Below are 17,082 nucleotides of genomic sequence, written 5' to 3'. Positions count from 1 at the left end.
AAACAAGCCAGGGAGGCAGTAATGAAGAAGTCATATATCAAAATTGGCTTAGCCATTTACATCTCAATCGTTTTTATTCAGTCATTGTTTTTTAAGTTCTCGGGATCGCCGGAAACTGTTCATATCTTTGGCACTCTTGGGGAGTGGTCCGGGTTTGATTGGTTTGCAGTCTATGGTGCCTGGGGTGTGGGTATTTCTGAACTTATCGCTTCACTTCTGTTATTGGCAGGAATGCGCCTGACCGGAGGCGTGATGGCCTTTGGCATAATGGCAGGAGCTGTTTTCTTCCATCTCTTTACGCCTCTTGGTATCCACATGCCCGAGTTTGATGCTGCCGGGAATATTGTGGGTGATGACGGCGGTCTTCTATTTATAAATGCCTGTGCAATTCTGGTGGCCTCTGCCGTCATTATTGTAATGGAGCTTTATGACCAGCAGAGTGACGCAGCATCCTGATGCTAAAAGCCTGAGAAATCCAAGCCTGCTTAAAAAGTGTTGGCAGGCTTAAAACCCTATAAAAATAACAATAAGGGAGCTGGGAATGACCAGTCAATCGCCATTTCATCTCCAGTGGAAAGGTCGTCGTGGCTTTTTAATGAGAGGAGTAGAAAAAGCCACAGGACTTAGCCAGCTAGGCAAGTTGTACCACCAAAATATTACCGATCATCAAGGTAAGGACTTTCTGGAAGCAGCTATGAAGGCGCTAGGCTTCCAGTACAAAACCCATGGGCAAAGCTTTTCTCGTATACCGGAAAAGGGCTCGCTACTTGTTATCGCCAACCACCCCTTTGGTGGAGCTGAAGGGATTGCATTGTTGGATGCTTGTCTCAAAATTCGCCCCGATGTAAAGGTTCTTTCTAATCAACTCCTTAATGCCTTACCGGGTTTAAGAGAGCTTTTTATCGGTGTGGATATTCTTACTGGGTCTTCTCGGGAAGAAAGAAAAAAAGCCAATCACGCAGCAGTAGAGGAGGCCACACAATGGGTTGAAAATGGAGGCCTGCTTATTGTGTTTCCTTCTGGAGAAGTTGCAGATTGGGACTGGGAAAAACAAACGATAAGAGAAGCTCCCTGGCGGGACACTGCCGGAAAAATCCTCAAGCAAACCCAGACATCTGTTCTCCCTGTTTATGTTGATGGCAGAAACAGCTGGCTATTCTATTTGCTTGGGCGGATTCACCCCTTATTAAGAACGACAAGGCTTGTTCGTGAGCTTCTCAATAAAAGAGGGCAAATATTACAGTTATATGGTGGAAGTATTGAGCCTTTTTCCAGTTTAAGGAATATCCCTGCTGGTGAAGCTCTTACAAATACCCTAAGAATAAGAACTCTTCTACTGGCCCCAGAAACACAAAGTGAAAAGAGCGATATAAAAGAAACGGGAGCGAGTACTCCTGTTTCAAAACCAGTGTCTGTGGAAATGCTGGCACAGGATATCCAACAACTGCCGACAGAGGCGCTTCTGCTAGAGAAAGGAAGCCTTGAGGTCTGGTGTGCCGAGGCGAGTGGAGTTCCCAATATTTTACAGGAAATCGGACGACTCCGGGAAATAGCCTTCCGTAAAGTCGGTGAAGGTACTGGCTTTGAAACAGATATAGATCGTTTTGATCGCCACTATCTACATCTGTTTTTGTGGAACCGGGAAAGTCAGGAAATTATTGGCGCTTATCGAATTGGCCAGGTTGATAAACTGGTGAGTGCGGGAGGGGTTGATCGGCTCTATTCCAGAAACCTGTTCCAGTATGACCAGCGGTTTCTAAGTAAGCTTGGCTCTTGTCTGGAGATGGGGCGCTCTTTCATTCGGCCAGAATACCAAAAAAGCCTTATGCCCCTTCAGTTGCTATGGAAAGGTATTGGTCGCTGGATTGTTCGTCATCCACAGTACCGGGTTTTGTTTGGTCCTGTGAGTATCAGTAATGATTACCGGAACCTGTCCAGATACCTGATGGCTATGAGTCTGGAAGAAAATAATTTTGATAAAGAGTTAGCCAACCTTGTTCAACCCATCCAACCGCTGCCAGATATGAAAGGGTTACCATGGAGCCGGGAAATGCTGGCTGGGATGGGAGACATCGAGCAGCTTTCCAAACTTGTTCAGCTTGTGGAGAAAGACAGGGGAGTTCCTATCCTGCTAAGGCAGTATCTGAAGTTGAATGGATCATTTGTAGGTTTTAATGTGGATCGAGAGTTTAACGATGCACTGGATGGCTTGATTATTGTTGACCTTCTAAAGAGCGAGAAAAAAGCAATTGTTCGCTATCTGGGGGAAGATGGTTACAAGGCTTTCCATAAATATCACTCAAAGGAAACTTCAACTGTTACTGGATAATGTTTGTCTTTGAAACTGTAATGTTGCCGGGGCTACACCAAAGTCTTTGGCAACGTGAATAGATTCTGCCTTCAGTAACATAGAGATAATCGCCTGATGGTGGATTGTATGGCTGTGTATAAATGCTAACTCTCGCACCAGAGACGTATTTATAGATAATCGATCATTTGTATATCCTGCAACTGCAGTTTTCAGTACCAAGTGTTGGTCCTCAACTTTAGTAAGGGTTTGCAGGTGGCTGGTTATACCATCCAGTGTTGATAAAGCTGATGATATAGACCGCTCAATGACCTCATTACGCACTCGGTTGTCGTAACAGATAATTCCTTCTGGTAACCCAGTGAACAGCATTTGGTAATGTTCAAGAATATGGCGGGTATGAACGCCAATTGAACTTTCAGTCAGCGTTGGTTTCTTGGTGTAAAGAGAGGCAGGGAGTTCTGAAAGCTGGTTTTTAATTGCAAATAAACTATCACAGTTAGCAGAAACGGCAGGCTGAAGTGGCATGAGCTTCCCTGAAAAATAAAAACATCCCTTCAGGCTAGCTTATTGTTGCTTATGAATACAGAATCTGATCGTCTGCCAGCTTCAGGTCGTGTTCGGCATCCTGGAAATCATACATACTACTATCACCGGTATACGTCTCTATTGATGTACTTTCTAACGGATCGTTTTGAGTAGTATCAGGGGCTCTCATCGTGGCATGGTAGTAAACTCTTCCGTGATTCTGTGAGTACGGGGAAACCATTAACAGTTGGCGCCCCCTGCGCTACAGTCGTGTTTAGGATTGATATCAGAAGAGATGAGGGGAGGAGAAAAATGGAAGTAACAGCGATAGTATTTGTTGTGCTGGTAGCTGTACTGGTGCTAACCGGTGTAAGGATCGTACCTCAGGGGTTTAATTATACGGTTGAGCGTTTAGGACGATTTACCCGTGTTCTTCACCCTGGCGTTAATATATTGATACCCATGGTGGACCGAGTTGGCCGAAAGCAGAATATGATGGAGCAGGTTCTGGATATCCCTCCTCAGGAAGTGATCTCTTCCGACAATGCGCAGGTCACCACAGATGCTGTGTGTTTTTTTCAGGTTCAGGATTCAGTAAAAGCGTCCTACGAAGTGAATGACCTGATGCGCGCTATGCAAAACCTGGTCATGACTAATATTCGTGCTGTTCTCGGTTCCATGGAATTGGATGAAATGCTTTCCAACCGGGATCGTATTAATGCAAGCCTTTTGGATAAGGTTGACGAGGCTACTGACCCGTGGGGCATTAAAGTAACCCGTATAGAAATCAGGGATATTTCACCGCCTCAGGATCTTGTTGATGCCATGGCCCGCCAGATGAAAGCAGAACGTGAAAAGCGTGCTCAGATTCTGGAAGCCGAAGGTTCCAGAGAAGCTGCAATTAAAGTGGCCGAGGGTGAGAAGCAAGCACAAATTCTAAAAGCTGAAGGTGAGCTTGAAGCTGCCAAGCGTGAAGCCGAAGCTCGTGAACGATTGGCTGAAGCGGAAGGTAAAGCGACAGATGTTGTATCCAAGGCGATCGCTGAAGGTGACCCAAGAGCAATCAATTACTTTGTGGCGCAAAAGTATGTTGAAGCGTTGAAAGATATTGGTGGTGCTGAAAATAGCAAAGTAATCATGATGCCCTTGGAAGCAGGGAATGTTATTGGATCACTGGCAGGTATTAAAGAGTTAGTGGGAGAAGCCACAACTAAAGGAAAGGCTAACTGATATGGAACTTTTCACAGAGCTTCAGCCATGGCACTGGGTAGTGCTGTGTTTTCTGCTTCTTGGGCTGGAAGCTCTGGGGGCTGGTGGCTTTTTACTCGGTGCGGCTGTTGCTGCGATACTTCAGGCTCTGATTCTGTGGTTATTACCTGATATGTCATGGGCCTGGCAGTTTGGTTGTTTTGGTGTTGCGACAATTATCTTTACCTTGGGCTGGTGGGTGCTTTTCCGTAAGCCCGGGTACAACAGTGAAGAGCCTTTATTAAATAACCGGGCTGCCCAAATGGTTGGGCGTATTGTTGTGCTGGATCAGAATCTGCCCGGAGGTCATGGCCGCGTCCAGATCGGTGATACCAAATGGAAAGTTCAGGCTGAGAGAACATTAGACGCAGGAACAACTGTTATTGTTACAGGTTCCGAAGGTATGACCCTGCATATCACTAAGCACAATAAAGACTGATCTTGCCTTTACTAATACCTGCTAATCAAACCGAATTGGCAGGTATCCAACGCTATTTCAGTGACAAGGGGAACCCGGAAGATATCTGAGCTGGGGATGTTTTGATTATTCTTGATCCGCTCTTGCTTTATCCGACTTCAAAACATCGCCATGACCACTAAATAGATCGGATGCGATGTATTTTATAATGGCGTATGTATAAATCAGGCTGCCATTCACAAAAATACCAAATACCCAGTTATCCAGTTTGAAGCCCCATAAACCAAAACCCTGAAGCAGCACAAACAAGGATAAAAAACCAACCTGCCAGCGCAATAGGTTAAAGGTTTTATTATCAAATTCCTTGCGATGTCTGCGGCGGGATTTCGACCAGGCTAACTGCTCTTTTTGGAGGTCAGCAATTGCTTCCTGTTGTGCTCGAAGGCTCAAAGAGTCCACAGGAACCTGTTGCACACGATTCTCAAGGGTGGAGAAGATATCCTCACCAGAGTTATCCACAGGACTGTTGCTTGTATCCCACTGGCTGCTTGTATTCCGCTGGCTGCTTATATCCCTCTGGGCTGTGCTGGTGGTTGCCACTCCTTGCTCCCTATTTTTATTCTTTTAGTTCAGGGCTATTTATCTCAGCTTGAGAATCTTGGCACGCACTTTCACTGCCTGTTCGCTTACGCCGTAGACTGTGGCAATCAAGGAAGGTACGCCATCCCATTCCGACCAGCTGGAACGGAAGTGGAATTCAGGCATTAAAAGTTCGCTGGCGAACATATCGGCCTCTAACTCCTTTGGTGTTTTTGGGCCGGGGCTGCGGTGATCGATAAAATTGCCTTCTACCTCACCATGCAATGCAACATGACCAATTTCGTGGGCAAGGGTAAACATTTGACGTCTGGCGGGATCATCGCCATTTACATAGATTTTTCTTTGCTGGTGGTTCACCGCACCGGAGATTTTGTTGGTGGTATCGTCGGGGAGAAATTGCAGGCACTGGTAATCAAGATATTCAGCAATACGCTCCAGAGGTACAGGAAACTGATCGTGTACTCCAGCATTAATAGCCAGCTCTGTAGCGGCATCTCTTATTTGCTGTCTTGATAAAGCCATTTCACTCCCTGAACCGAGTCTTGTTGGTTTTTATAATGCGGAAAAGGACTCGCAGCATAAATTACAGTGGTTGTGGATAACTGTCACGCAAAATGCAGAAAAGCGGCTCATAAGCCGCTTTTCTGATGTTTAAGGCAAAAAGTAATCACAGGTGGAGATTTTTTGAACTCTTCAGGGCTGTATTTCTTTTCCGGTTCAAAAATAAAAGTCGATATCGATCAATATAGGATCATGATCTGATGCGCTGAAAGGGCCGAGATCTTTTGGCAGATCGCCTGAGTATTTATCGGGATACTCAAACAGCGTGTTCTCTACGGAATTGATATGCCAGTCCTGTACATTTATCACTTTGGTTGCCAGTGTCTTGTTGGCAAGAGCGTGATCCAGTGCACCCAGTTCACCATCATAGCTATAGGAATATATTTTTCTGCCGTGCTCTTTGGTGGCGAGATTTACCATGCCAAAACCTTTATCAAGGGTCTGAGGTGTAGTTTCCCGGCAATTGACTGTTGTGTTTGATGAGGTTGTAACTGGCTGTTTCATAGACTTTCCGCCAGTCAGAAGTCGAACAGGGTCTTCCTGCCCATAAGCGTTAAAGTCGCCAATTAACAGCACATTATCTGTCAGCAGGTAATTCATACGTTGCAGGTGATCTCCCAGATGTTTGGATGCCGCAACCCGAAATTCATTACAGCTCCCCTGCAAGTCATCCTGATATCCAGGAACGGTGGGTTTGCTGCCCCTTTTGATACGGGTGCCATCGAGAGGGATTTTGCCATCGGGGTCGGCATATTCCATGTAGTCTTCGTAACACATAGAACCTTTGGATTTGAAGTGGCTGACTGCAACAGTCACGGCATCACCAGAAAACTTATCTCTGAACGTTTGCAACAGAGTCGGGCGCATGGATTTCGTAATACTGACTTCCTCATCATCTGTGCTGGTAAGGGTGAACTGCTGTACAGGCATGGCAATGATTTGCAGACTGTCCTGCAAGACAATGCGGTTTGGTTTATAAACCAGCCCAACAGTAATGGCATCTGTTCCTACCGTGCCGGATTCATAGGTGCGAACGGCGGCGTAATGCTCCGAAGCGGGAAGGCGGCTGTTCACAGTTGTAAGCAGATCATTAATAGCGCTGCCAGTTCCGAAACCGTTATTTTCTATTTCCATCAAGCCAATAATGTCAGCATCAATACGTGTAATAGCCTCTACGATTTTATCCCGTTGCAACTGAAATTCTCTCTCCGTTGTCGCTCCCCGGTTTGTTCCTAAAGGGTTGTCCTTGTGATCCGGCATCAAAGTGTTGAAGTAGTTCAGCACATTGAAACTGGCTACCCGTAAAGTTCCATGGGTATGAGGAGAAGGAAAGGCAACTCTGGGAGAAAAATTATGTTGAAAGGCGTAGGTATCCAGAGTCATGGTTGGCAGCAACTCGTATCGACCATAGCGGTAGGCAACAACGCCGGTCATATCACTGATGAAATCACCCACTCTTATGTAATGAATATAAGGGCCGAAAGCGGGATAGTAGCTGATCTGTCCGTTGGTCTGACTTCCATCTGTAATCACAGTCATCCGGTTCTTGTCGTTTGCCTCCGCTAAAGCAATGGCCGCATCCGAAAGGGGAGGGTGAACCTGTGTTGGTTTGAAGAGAGGCCCGCCCAGACTCACCTCCATATTGTTTCGGTAAGAGCTGTAGTCGAAGCTATAGTTGCGGGTAACGCTCAGGGTATTTCTACCACTGAAGTTCACCATCATGCCTTCATACTTTTCCATTTCTTGCAGCACCAACCCTTTACTGGGGGTTGCCGCTTTAACTTCTCCGAGGGCATTAACACCACATACGGCGACCTCACTCAGCACCATCTGAGTCTGGCCATAAAATTCCCGAATCACTCCACGGGCGCGCACTTTGTCTCCTACTTTCAGTTCTGAACGTTCCCCGTAAATAAAGAGACCTTCAGATGTGTCCGGATCACCATCTTCATCGGCTACTTCTTCTTGAAGGAAAAAGCCGTTCAGTCTTTCAGGCGTGTTTGCGGTCACAACGGCTTCAATTACAACTTCCTGCGATTCCGTTGCGCCGGCTGGGATCAAGGGGCTGGTTCCACCGTTACCCTGAATTTCACTGATAAGTGTGGCGCAGCTGCCACAACTCATACTGGGAGCTGTTTGGGCGGTCAGTTGCGAGCTGAGAAATGGTGCAAAGACAAGAAGGGATGAGGCAAGAAAACGACGATGAGCAAGCATTATCCAAACCATCAATGGGCAGCAAGCTGCGGGAGTCTACAAAGTAGGCTGAGATGATGGGTTTTGCTAAACGACTGTAAAATTTAGGAGGGAGTTGCGAGTCATTGCTTTATGCAAGCAATGACTGGCAGTCATACTGAGTCGTATGCTTAATTGAGAACGCCCCTAACCTTTGAACAGATTTTCGTAGGCATAGTTTGTGGCATTAATAAAACCTGGAACACTGCCGCAATCGAAGCGGTGGCCTTTGAAGCGATAAGCCAGCACACAGCCCTGTTTGGCCTGAGTGAGAATGGCATCGGTAATTTGTACTTCGCCATTTTTGCCTGGAGGCGTGTTTTCAATAATATCGAAAATATCCGGAGTCAGAATATAACGACCGATAACCGCGAGATTGCTGGGAGCGTCTTCCTTGGCGGGTTTTTCAACCATGTCGGTGACCCGGATAATATCGTCACTGATGGCCTCACCAGCAATAACACCGTACTTGTGAATTTCATCTTCAGGAACTTCTTCCACAGCTACAATTGTACAACGGAACTGGTTAAACAGTGTTGCCATCTGTGCCAGCACACCCTGACCTTCCGGGTTGATGCAAAGGTCGTCAGCCAGGATTACGCCAAAGGGGTTATCGCCTACCAATGTCTTGCCGGTAAGGATGGCATGGCCGAGTCCTTGCATTTGTTTCTGGCGGGTGTAACTGAAAGTACAGGCTGCCATCAGTTCGCGGATGCTGGAAAGGCGTTGTTCTTTACCGCTGCCAGCAATTTCTTTTTCCAGCTCATAATTGATATCGAAGTGATCTTCTATGGCGCGTTTGGTTCGACCAGTCACAAAACCCATATCCGGAATGCCTGCGTTCATGGCCTCTTCAACAGCGTATTGGATAAGAGGTTTGTCAACGACAGGCATCATTTCCTTAGGCATGGATTTGGTGGCAGGCAGGAATCGGGTTCCGTATCCAGCTACAGGGAAAAGACATTTACTAAGCATTGCAGGTTCGCTTCCTTGTCTAAATTGCTGGGTATTATAAGCAGAATAAGTGCCAGTTGCGTTGGCTGACACTGGCGAATACAGAGTAAAAGAGAGATTTCAGGGTTATGGCGATGGGTGATTTCACATATGTGTGCAATCAGGAGTTTTGCCGGGCGCACGATGAAGGTGCACTGGCCCGTACATTAACACCACTTCTGCGCCATCTTTATCCAAGCCGGGCTGGTGAAGTGCTTGAGCAATTACTGGCTCTGGTGAGTGATCATCTGGCTGTGGTGCCCCACGGGCATGACCAGATATGGGATGAAACCGATATCATGCTGATCACTTATGGAGACAGTGTTCGGTGTAATATGCAGGAATCGTCGTCCCCGCCTTTGCGTGTATTGTCTGAGTTTATGGCAGAACACATGCGTGACTGTTTCAGCAGCCTTCATATTTTGCCGTTTTACCCTTATAGCTCTGACGATGGATTTTCCGTGATTGACTACCGGATGGTTGACCCTGAGCTGGGCGACTGGGAAGACATTAGACGTTTAAGTCGGGAGTACCGGTTTATGTCTGATTTGGTGATCAACCATGTGTCTCGACATAGTGTCTGGTTTGCTGATTTTGTCAGTGGCCACCCACCAGGTAACGCTTACTTTGTTGAACCTGAACCTGAGGAGGATCTTTCTCAGGTTGTTCGGCCACGAAATTCCTCTCTGCTTGCACCAGTATGGACTCGCCGTGGTATTCGTCATGTCTGGGCTACTTTCAGTAAGGATCAGATAGACCTGAACTTCCGTAACCCGGAAGTGTTGCTGGAGATGGTCAGAACACTGCTTCTTTACATGGAACAGGGAGCATCACTGATTCGTCTGGATGCTATCGCTTTTTTATGGAAGGAACCGGGCACCAGCTGTATACATCTTCCGCAAACTCATTCTGTTGTAAAAGTCATGCGGGCGATTATGTCATGTATGCGCCCTGACTCTATTCTGCTGACAGAAACCAATGTGCCCAGTGATGAGAATCTGTCGTATTTTGGGGATGGTGATGAAGCCCAGATGGTATACCAGTTCCCATTGCCACCACTTATTCTTCACGCCTTAAACCGTGGAACATCGGAACATTTGGTGAAATGGGCAAAACAGTTGCCTGAGTATCCGAAAGGCTGCACAGCCCTGAACTTTACCGCATCCCATGACGGTATCGGCTTGCGGGCTCTTGAAGGTATTGTGCCAAAACGGGAGGTGGATGATCTGGTAGAAACTATGCACCGTTTTGGTGGGTTTGTCAGTATGCGAGCACTGCCTGATGGTTCGCAGGCGCCTTATGAAATCAATATCTCGTTGTTTGATGCCATGAAAGGAACCCGACGAGGAGAGGACACTTGGCAAATTCAACGCTTTATTTGCTCACAGGCCATTATGTTGGCCATGAAAGGAATTCCTGCTGTTTACATTCACAGCTTGTTTGCCACTGAAAATGATCTTGATCTGGTAGAAGAAACCGGTCGCACCCGTTCTATCAACCGCAAGAAGTGGCAACAATCTGAACTAAAAGAACAGTTGAATAACCCAACAACAACATCCGCCGTTGTTTTTGGCAAAATGAAGCAACTGTTAAGAACTCGCCGTGCGGAAGTCTGCTTTCACCCGGATAGCCCACAGGAAATAGTGGATATTCAGCATGGTTTGTTTTCGATTCTACGACGAGGTGATAACAACCGGATTCTATTGGCTGTTCATAATGTGACAACCGGTATGCAGACCGTTGATATGACCAGCTTTTCAAAAGAATTTGCGAACAAAGAGGCGTTGGTTGATCTGGTTTCCGGCGAAGTGATCCATAAAAAAACAGATGAACCACTTAAAGAAATTACCTTACAGCCCTATCAGGTCGTTTGGCTGCTCAGTTATTAGGCGTTGGCTGCCAAGAAGGCGTATTAGCAGCCACAGTTTGCTGGCAGGGGAGATGCTTTTGCATACTCATTAGCGGAGTGACAGGTCACATCACTGACCAACTCTCGGAACCAGCGGTGAAGACGGTTGTACTGCCAATGTTCCGGCCAGGCCATACGAAAGTTCAGGTTTGGTGAAGGTTCCTGTATGGGGCGCATTACCAGATTATTGCTGGTGACATCCAGCTGCAAATTATTAGGGAAGAACGCCAGTAACTCTGTGTTTTCCAATGCCAGCAGCATTGCCTTAATGCTGGGGAAAGAATAATGGGCTTCACTATCCAGGCCCAGCTTCTGGAAATAATCAATAATTCCCTTTCTATTGTTAAAGCCGCTGCGCACCTGTACATAGGAATAGCTCAGCATATCCGACTTGGAGATAACGTGCTTCTTTGCGAGAGGGTGATCTTTATCCATGATTAGAGATAACTCTGAAGCTGGAGCAAAGTCGTGGAATTTCAGACCGGGCAGCATCTGATCTTCCATATTACAAATGGCAAGACACAGATCACCTCCCGTTAACATTTCCTGAACAGCACTACTGGCAGGGCGACAGTCCAGTTTGAGTCCGGGAGCTTTCTTGTGCAGTTCAGCGACCAGTGGCGGCATGATGATGTCCATCATCTGCGGCCCCAGTGCAATATGGAATGTCCGGGTACTGGTGCTGGGATCTTCGTTCTGGTTATCGAAGAGTGTGCTCATGCTTTCCATCAACGTTTTGATGGGTGATTTCAGAGACTGAGCTTTATCGGTAAGAATAGAGTGATTGCCTTTTCTTACCAATAATGGGTCGTGAAAAAAGTCACGAAGCTGGGCAAGGATTTTACTCATGGTGGACTGAGCCACACACATCACTCTGGCAGACTCAGAAACAGACACTGTTTCCAGCAAAACATTTAGATGTGGCAGAAGGTTAAGATTTATTCTTGAAAGTTGGGCCATATGGTTTTGGCGCAATTGGACTGCCGACATATTTAGGACCTTGTTTTATGCAATGCTGACAATTTCTAAATATGTTATAGAGGAAGCTTTTCTTAAGTAATCGGTAGAAAACAGGATTGCTTTTCTTAAATACGACTTAAGCGTAGCTTTGAGGAGTGTTGCCAGCGTAAATCATCAGGTAAACGCGCTATTTTGAGGCGAAACATTCTTTCCTAAAAACAACATTGGTAGAACCCTCTGAAGTATGAAAAAAAGCGATAGGGTGATCGTTATTATTCCCGTGACCCTGTTGCTCATGTCTTCCGATAATCAGTCAGCGCTTATTTGTGGTCGTTACACACCGACCCTGCAGTAACAGTGCCCCTGATTTTCTGCTGTTAGTGCGGATTTAAGTGCAGCACACACTACACACATCTGGAGCTAACAATGAAAAAATTAGCGCTCGCTATTGCTGTGGCCACAGCAGCCGCCGCTTCGGCATCTGCACAAGCCGCGGAAGCTGTTACCTTTGATCCCAGCCTGAAACTGACCTACAAGAACTATTTCTGGAAGCAGAAAGATGATGCTTCCAGCCCGAAATACTACCGTGATGAGTGGGTTCAAGCTCTTGTAGCTGATTTCGATACTGGCTACGTAAACGACATGGTTGGTGTAGTTGTTACGGCCGGCTTCGCTAATAATCTGAAAACCAAAGATGATACCTCCATCACCAACCTGGGTAAGAACAGCGATGGTGAAGCTACAGATATTTCTGGTTTTCAGCAGGCTTATCTGAAAGCTAAGTACGACTTTGGTGAGCTTGCTCTAAAGGGTACAGTTGGTGTTAAGAAGCGTGGCTATGAACTATATGGAAACTCTGGTTCTCGTATTCTGAATGCAAGCTCTAATGGTGTTGATGTTTCCGCAGCCTATAAAGATCTGACTGTTTATGCATCTCAAATTACTGGTGCCAGTAGCCGTGAAGATTCTTCATTCTCCAATGATCTCACTGTGAACACGAAGCGTGACGAGAACACCAATGCGCTCATCAGCCAAGATAAGGTTGATCACATCCGCATTCTTGGCGCTAACTACACTATTGCTGGTATTGACTTCACAGCAGAGCGCCTGGAATCAAAAGATTATCTTGCCAAAAACTTCGTAAAGGCCGCTTACACCTTTGATCTTGGCAATGGCATGACCCTGGACACTGACGTTCGTTACGGTGAAGCTGAAGACAACGGCGACCTGTACAACGGTACTGACGACAAGTACGAGTCCAGCTACTACAACGCGAATGCTACCCTGAATTTCGACAATGCCTACGTTGGCTTTGGCTATAACAAAGTAAGCGATGGTGACTTTGAAACTGATGATTCAGAGCAAGGTAATGCTGGCACTTTCAACACTACACTGTCCCAGTGGTCCGACTACAACAAGGAAGGTGAAAGAGCTTACGTCGTAACTGCAGGTTACAACTTTGCTGATCTTGGTCTGTCTGGCCTGAACATCGACATGGTGTACGCTGAAGGCAAAGACGCTAAGAACTACGACAACTTTGGTCGTCAGGAATTCAGCAGCTACGTTTCCTACAAGTTCGACGGTCAGCTGGAAGGCCTGTCTGTAGCATGGCTGCACGTGACCTCTAATGCTGATGGTGTGAACAAAACTGATTCAGATGACAACCTGAAGAACCGTGACCGTTCCAACCGTCTGTACCTGAAGTATTCTGTTTCTGTATTCTAACCATCTCCAGAGAGGGGAGGGTTACATAAGAACCAAGAAATGCTTTGAAAAATAACAACAAAAATAGCCATCTGAACTGCAAAGTTCAGGTGGCTTTTTTTTGCCTGTCATAAAACATTCATGAAATCTTTATACAAAGGCTGCTGACACAATCACAATTATCAGGAATCTTATGAAACAGCCGCTCGGGAAAAAACTTGTTACCGGCAGTGCTCTGACTCTTACATTGTTGGTAGCAGGTTGCAGTGCACATCAGAAGGTTACAGAAAAGTCTTCTCCTGCAGATTTAAAGCCAATCGGCCGTTATGTTTCCGGGCAGTATCACAAAGGGGCGGCTGAAATTGTTGCCTGGCACGCCAGCAGCCAATCCGTTTTTGTTGTGAACTCTGCTTCCGGGACTGTAGACATTCTTGATGCTTCCGGATTGCAAAGCCTTCCCCTTGCCAATTCTCTCCACGATTCCAATATGTCCAGAAAGAATTCTCTGGATCTACAAAAAGATATTCCTTTCGTGAAACTTGGTGCTGCCAACAGTGTATCTGTAAAAGGTAATCTGCTGGCCGTTGCTGTTGAAAATGCTAACAAGCAGGCATCGGGTGTGGTGGCGTTCTATAAGCTGGATGAGAAGGGCAATACGCGCTTCAGTGATTATGTCACTGTTGGCTCACTGCCAGATATGGTGACCTTTACACCGGATGGTCGCTTTGCTTTGGTTGCCAACGAAGGCGAGCCATCCCCTGACTATAAAAATGATCCAGAAGGCTCTGTAAGCATCATTTCTATTGTCGAAGACAAAGCTACTGCGGTGAGAACGGCTGGGTTTACCGACTTTAACGTTGGTGGCAGCCGCGCCTCTGAGCTGTCTTCTGATGTTCGCATATTTGGGCGAAATGCATCAGTCGCTCAGGATCTCGAGCCTGAGTACATAACCGTGTCATCAGATTCCCGCAAAGCCTGGGTTTCCCTGCAGGAAAATAATGCGCTGGCTATTGTGGATATTGAAGAAGCCAGGATCGAAGCTATCAAGCCTCTGGGCTTTAAGGATTACGGGAAGTCCCCTATTGATGCCAGCAATAAAGACAAGGCTGTAAATATTCAACCATGGTCTGGTGTTTATGGTATGTACCAGCCAGACACAATTACCTCTTTTGATCGGAACGGTAAAACTTTCATAGTCTCTGCGAACGAAGGTGATGCCAGAGATTACTGGTATAAGGTTTCTGGTGAATCTGAGTGTTTGGCCACCGGTGGTTTAAAGTTTGATGATGAAGATGGCTGCCTTGGTTTTACCGAAGAAAAGCGGGTAGGCAAACTGACCATTAGTGAAACTCATCCTCATGTTGAAGATGCAGCAGACAAGAAAAAGCTTGGGCGTTTAAAAGTCACTGTAACCATGGGCGATCTTAATGGTAATGGGGATTACGAAGAGTTGTATTCCTATGGTGCCCGCTCGTTTTCAATCTGGGATGAGAGCGGTAATCTGGTTTTTGATTCCGGATCAGATTTTGAGCGCATAACTTCAGAGTTGTTGGGTGATAACTTCAACAATAACGATGAGAAAACCAAAGGTGACAGCCGCAGTGATGATAAAGGCCCAGAGCCTGAAGCTGTAGCTGTAGGAGAAGTAGACGGAACAACTTACGCTTTCATTGGGCTGGAGCGGACGGGCGGCATTTTTATGTACGATATAAGCAATCCTTCTCAGCCCGAGTATGTCCGCTATATCAATAACCGGGACTTTAATATTGATGCGAAAAAAGATACGGCAAATGCAGGAGACTTGTCTCCGGAAGGCATGGCATTTGTTGATGCATCAGAAAGCCCAACCGGTAGAGCTCTGCTTATTGTTGGTCATGAAGTGTCTGGAACAACAACTGTTTACGAAGTCGATTAACGTTTGAGTAAAAAGCGACAGAAGAATAACAGCTTCTGTCGTTTTTCTTTTAAGTGCCACAAAACTTTCATCTACCTTAAACAGTCTGTTCATTTTTGTAGCCGATTATCTGAACAGGTTAAAACGACTGTTATCAGGGAAGGTTATGAAAAACAAAATTCTACCTGTCTTTACAGGTGCTCTAATCGGTTCAATTTTATCCGCGTCTTCTGTGTCTGTTCGAGCCTATGAAGACACTCCGAATGGCTGGTATCAGCAAGGTCAGGATGACCTGCAGGATATGCTGAGAACTATTCCCAGTCTGCGAAAAGCGAAAAACATCATCTTGTTTGTTGGGGATGGTATGGGGATCTCTACCGTAACGGCGGCCCGAATTTATGCGGGTCAGCTTAATGGTAGTAACGGTGAAGAAAACCTGCTCGAGTTTGAAAAGATGCCTTATCTCGGGCTGGCAAAAACCTATAACACCAACTCTCAGGTTCCGGATTCTGCTGGCACTATGACTGCCATGATGACTGGGGTAAAAACCAAAATCGGTTTTATTGGTGTGAACCAGAATGCTGAACGTGGTGACTGCAGCAGCATGTTTGGCAACGAGCTGACCAGTTTTCTTGAGCAGGCAGAACAAGTTGGCATGTCTACAGGTGTTGTTTCAACGGCTCGCCTGACCCATGCAACGCCAGCCGCAGCTTACGCGCACTCTCCAGAGAGAGGTTGGGAAGTGGACAGCAAAATGCCGGAAGAAGCTCTTGCGGGTGGTTGTACAGATATTGCCAGTCAGTTAATCGATTTCCCCTATGGTGATGGTATTGAAGTTGCCTTGGGTGGTGGTCGCCGTAACTTTATTCCTAACACAATGGATGATCCGGAAGATGCCGGAAAAACTGGTGAGCGTGAAGATGGTCGTGACCTGACAGCCGAGTGGGCAGATCGCAAAAACTCTGCCTATGTATGGAACGAAGCAGATTTGGATAACGTGAATACATACACCACAGATCACCTTCTTGGCTTGTTTGAGCGTTCTCATATGGAATATGAAGCTGACCGTTTGAATGATACGGGCGGTGAGCCTTCACTGGCAAAGATGACTGGTAAGGCCATCGATATTCTGAAAAAGAATCGGAAAGGCTTTTTCCTGACTGTGGAAGCCGGCCGGGTGGACCACGCTCACCATGGTGGCAATGCACAACGTGCGCTGCGTGATGCTATTGCCCTGTCTGATGCGGTGAAAGTAGCTCGGGAGAAAACCAGATCCAAAGATACGCTGATCATTGTAACTGCAGACCATGGTCATGTAATGACAATGTCCGGCTACCCCAAGCGAGGTAACCCTATTCTTGGCTTGGCCAAAAATGGTGATGATCAACCACTTCTGGCCTCCGATGATATGCCTTACACAACTCTGGGGTATGCCAATGGCCCTGGCACTATGGGGGTAGATGGTCCGCGCCGTGTAGACCTGAGCAGTATGGACACGCAAGCTCTGGATTTCCGTCAGCCTTCACTGATCCCTATGGGGTCAGAAACTCATTCCGGTGAAGAGGTGGCTATCTATGCAGATGGTCCTGGTGCGCATCTGTTCAGAAAGACTCATGAGCAAAGCTATATCTACCATGTTATGAACTACGCCAAAGCTAGAAAAAACCATGGTAAGTGGCAGTGGGGCTGGTGGAGATAACCAGCTGAGATTGCTCTAATCAATAAGG

The 17,082-nt window shown here is 46.5% G+C and carries 14 protein-coding genes; 8 read left to right on the top strand and 6 right to left on the bottom strand.

Features of this window, described 5'->3' with window-relative positions:
• Window positions 1–21: 21 nt before the first annotated feature.
• Window positions 22–456 (top strand): hypothetical protein, encoded by a 435-nt coding sequence (locus QMA35_RS03585; protein ID WP_281645760.1) that lies wholly within the window; start codon window positions 22–24, stop codon window positions 454–456.
• 85 nt (window positions 457–541) lie between these two features.
• Window positions 542–2,329, top strand: a complete 1,788-nt coding sequence (locus tag QMA35_RS03580) for a GNAT family N-acyltransferase (RefSeq protein ID WP_281645759.1) — start codon at window positions 542–544, stop codon at window positions 2,327–2,329.
• Here the strand turns inward: QMA35_RS03580 and QMA35_RS03575 are convergent.
• Window positions 2,312–2,836: a hypothetical protein gene (locus tag QMA35_RS03575; protein WP_281645758.1), complete on the bottom strand. Its 525-nt coding sequence runs from the start codon at window positions 2,834–2,836 to the stop codon at window positions 2,312–2,314. The two genes, QMA35_RS03580 and QMA35_RS03575, sit on opposite strands and share 18 nt — an antisense overlap.
• Before the next feature lie 312 nt (window positions 2,837–3,148).
• On the opposite strand from QMA35_RS03575, the gene QMA35_RS03570 reads away from it, so the two are divergent.
• Complete coding sequence (locus QMA35_RS03570) at window positions 3,149–4,066, top strand: SPFH domain-containing protein (RefSeq protein WP_281645757.1); 918 nt, start codon at window positions 3,149–3,151, stop codon at window positions 4,064–4,066.
• Between the two features lies 1 nt (window position 4,067).
• Window positions 4,068–4,523 (top strand): NfeD family protein, encoded by a 456-nt coding sequence (locus tag QMA35_RS03565; protein ID WP_281645756.1) that lies wholly within the window; start codon window positions 4,068–4,070, stop codon window positions 4,521–4,523.
• A 105-nt stretch (window positions 4,524–4,628) separates the two neighbouring features.
• Here the strand turns inward: QMA35_RS03565 and QMA35_RS03560 are convergent, their stop codons facing one another.
• The 4 genes from QMA35_RS03560 to galU all read right to left on the bottom strand — a co-directional run bounded on the left by QMA35_RS03560 (window position 4,629) and on the right by galU (window position 8,870).
• Window positions 4,629–5,102 (bottom strand): hypothetical protein, encoded by a 474-nt coding sequence (locus tag QMA35_RS03560; RefSeq protein WP_281645755.1) that lies wholly within the window; start codon window positions 5,100–5,102, stop codon window positions 4,629–4,631.
• A 39-nt stretch (window positions 5,103–5,141) separates the two neighbouring features.
• Window positions 5,142–5,624: an ImmA/IrrE family metallo-endopeptidase gene (locus QMA35_RS03555; protein ID WP_281645754.1), complete on the bottom strand. Its 483-nt coding sequence runs from the start codon at window positions 5,622–5,624 to the stop codon at window positions 5,142–5,144.
• 195 nt (window positions 5,625–5,819) lie between these two features.
• A complete protein-coding gene (locus QMA35_RS03550; protein WP_281645753.1) occupies window positions 5,820–7,877 on the bottom strand; it encodes an ExeM/NucH family extracellular endonuclease in 2,058 nt (685 codons plus the stop codon).
• Window positions 7,878–8,042: 165 nt separating this feature from the next.
• On the bottom strand, window positions 8,043–8,870 hold the full coding sequence (gene galU / locus QMA35_RS03545) for a UTP--glucose-1-phosphate uridylyltransferase GalU (protein ID WP_281645752.1): 828 nt from the start codon (window positions 8,868–8,870) through the stop codon (window positions 8,043–8,045).
• 113 nt (window positions 8,871–8,983) lie between these two features.
• Here galU and QMA35_RS03540 point away from each other — a divergent pair, with 113 nt between their 5' ends.
• On the top strand, window positions 8,984–10,777 hold the full coding sequence (locus tag QMA35_RS03540; RefSeq protein ID WP_281645751.1) for a sugar phosphorylase: 1,794 nt from the start codon (window positions 8,984–8,986) through the stop codon (window positions 10,775–10,777).
• 23 nt (window positions 10,778–10,800) lie between these two features.
• Here the strand turns inward: QMA35_RS03540 and QMA35_RS03535 are convergent, their stop codons facing one another.
• The gene (locus QMA35_RS03535) at window positions 10,801–11,787 is read right to left on the bottom strand and encodes a LysR family transcriptional regulator (protein ID WP_281645750.1); all 987 of its coding nucleotides are present in this window, start codon (window positions 11,785–11,787) and stop codon (window positions 10,801–10,803) included.
• A gap of 396 nt (window positions 11,788–12,183) precedes the next feature.
• Here QMA35_RS03535 and QMA35_RS03530 point away from each other — a divergent pair, with 396 nt between their 5' ends.
• The 3 genes from QMA35_RS03530 to QMA35_RS03520 all read left to right on the top strand — a co-directional run bounded on the left by QMA35_RS03530 (window position 12,184) and on the right by QMA35_RS03520 (window position 17,054).
• Complete coding sequence (locus QMA35_RS03530) at window positions 12,184–13,482, top strand: OprD family outer membrane porin (protein WP_281645749.1); 1,299 nt, start codon at window positions 12,184–12,186, stop codon at window positions 13,480–13,482.
• A 172-nt stretch (window positions 13,483–13,654) separates the two neighbouring features.
• On the top strand, window positions 13,655–15,376 hold the full coding sequence (locus QMA35_RS03525; RefSeq protein WP_281645748.1) for a choice-of-anchor I family protein: 1,722 nt from the start codon (window positions 13,655–13,657) through the stop codon (window positions 15,374–15,376).
• Between the two features lie 145 nt (window positions 15,377–15,521).
• Complete coding sequence (locus QMA35_RS03520; RefSeq protein ID WP_281645747.1) at window positions 15,522–17,054, top strand: alkaline phosphatase; 1,533 nt, start codon at window positions 15,522–15,524, stop codon at window positions 17,052–17,054.
• Window positions 17,055–17,082: the final 28 nt, after the last annotated feature.

Origin of the sequence: Parendozoicomonas sp. Alg238-R29, from assembly GCF_947331445.1 — a bacterium.
Taxonomy (GTDB): Bacteria; Pseudomonadota; Gammaproteobacteria; order Pseudomonadales; family Endozoicomonadaceae; genus Sansalvadorimonas.
The sequence above is the reverse complement of the archived record's forward strand: the minus strand, read 5'-3'. Positions and strand labels throughout refer to the sequence as shown.

Excerpts from the sequence above, each read along its gene's own strand:
- QMA35_RS03585 (WP_281645760.1), top strand. The coding sequence starts at position 22 with ATGAAGAAGTCATATATCAAAATTGGCTTAGCCATTTACATCTCAATC.
- QMA35_RS03580 (WP_281645759.1), top strand. The coding sequence starts at position 542 with ATGACCAGTCAATCGCCATTTCATCTCCAGTGGAAAGGTCGTCGTGGC.
- QMA35_RS03575 (WP_281645758.1), bottom strand. The coding sequence starts at position 2,836 with ATGCCACTTCAGCCTGCCGTTTCTGCTAACTGTGATAGTTTATTTGCA.
- QMA35_RS03570 (WP_281645757.1), top strand. The coding sequence starts at position 3,149 with ATGGAAGTAACAGCGATAGTATTTGTTGTGCTGGTAGCTGTACTGGTG.
- QMA35_RS03565 (WP_281645756.1), top strand. The coding sequence starts at position 4,068 with ATGGAACTTTTCACAGAGCTTCAGCCATGGCACTGGGTAGTGCTGTGT.
- QMA35_RS03555 (WP_281645754.1), bottom strand. The coding sequence starts at position 5,624 with ATGGCTTTATCAAGACAGCAAATAAGAGATGCCGCTACAGAGCTGGCT.
- QMA35_RS03550 (WP_281645753.1), bottom strand. The coding sequence starts at position 7,877 with ATGCTTGCTCATCGTCGTTTTCTTGCCTCATCCCTTCTTGTCTTTGCA.
- galU (WP_281645752.1), bottom strand. The coding sequence starts at position 8,870 with ATGCTTAGTAAATGTCTTTTCCCTGTAGCTGGATACGGAACCCGATTC.
- QMA35_RS03540 (WP_281645751.1), top strand. The coding sequence starts at position 8,984 with ATGGGTGATTTCACATATGTGTGCAATCAGGAGTTTTGCCGGGCGCAC.
- QMA35_RS03535 (WP_281645750.1), bottom strand. The coding sequence starts at position 11,787 with ATGTCGGCAGTCCAATTGCGCCAAAACCATATGGCCCAACTTTCAAGA.
- QMA35_RS03530 (WP_281645749.1), top strand. The coding sequence starts at position 12,184 with ATGAAAAAATTAGCGCTCGCTATTGCTGTGGCCACAGCAGCCGCCGCT.
- QMA35_RS03525 (WP_281645748.1), top strand. The coding sequence starts at position 13,655 with ATGAAACAGCCGCTCGGGAAAAAACTTGTTACCGGCAGTGCTCTGACT.
- QMA35_RS03520 (WP_281645747.1), top strand. The coding sequence starts at position 15,522 with ATGAAAAACAAAATTCTACCTGTCTTTACAGGTGCTCTAATCGGTTCA.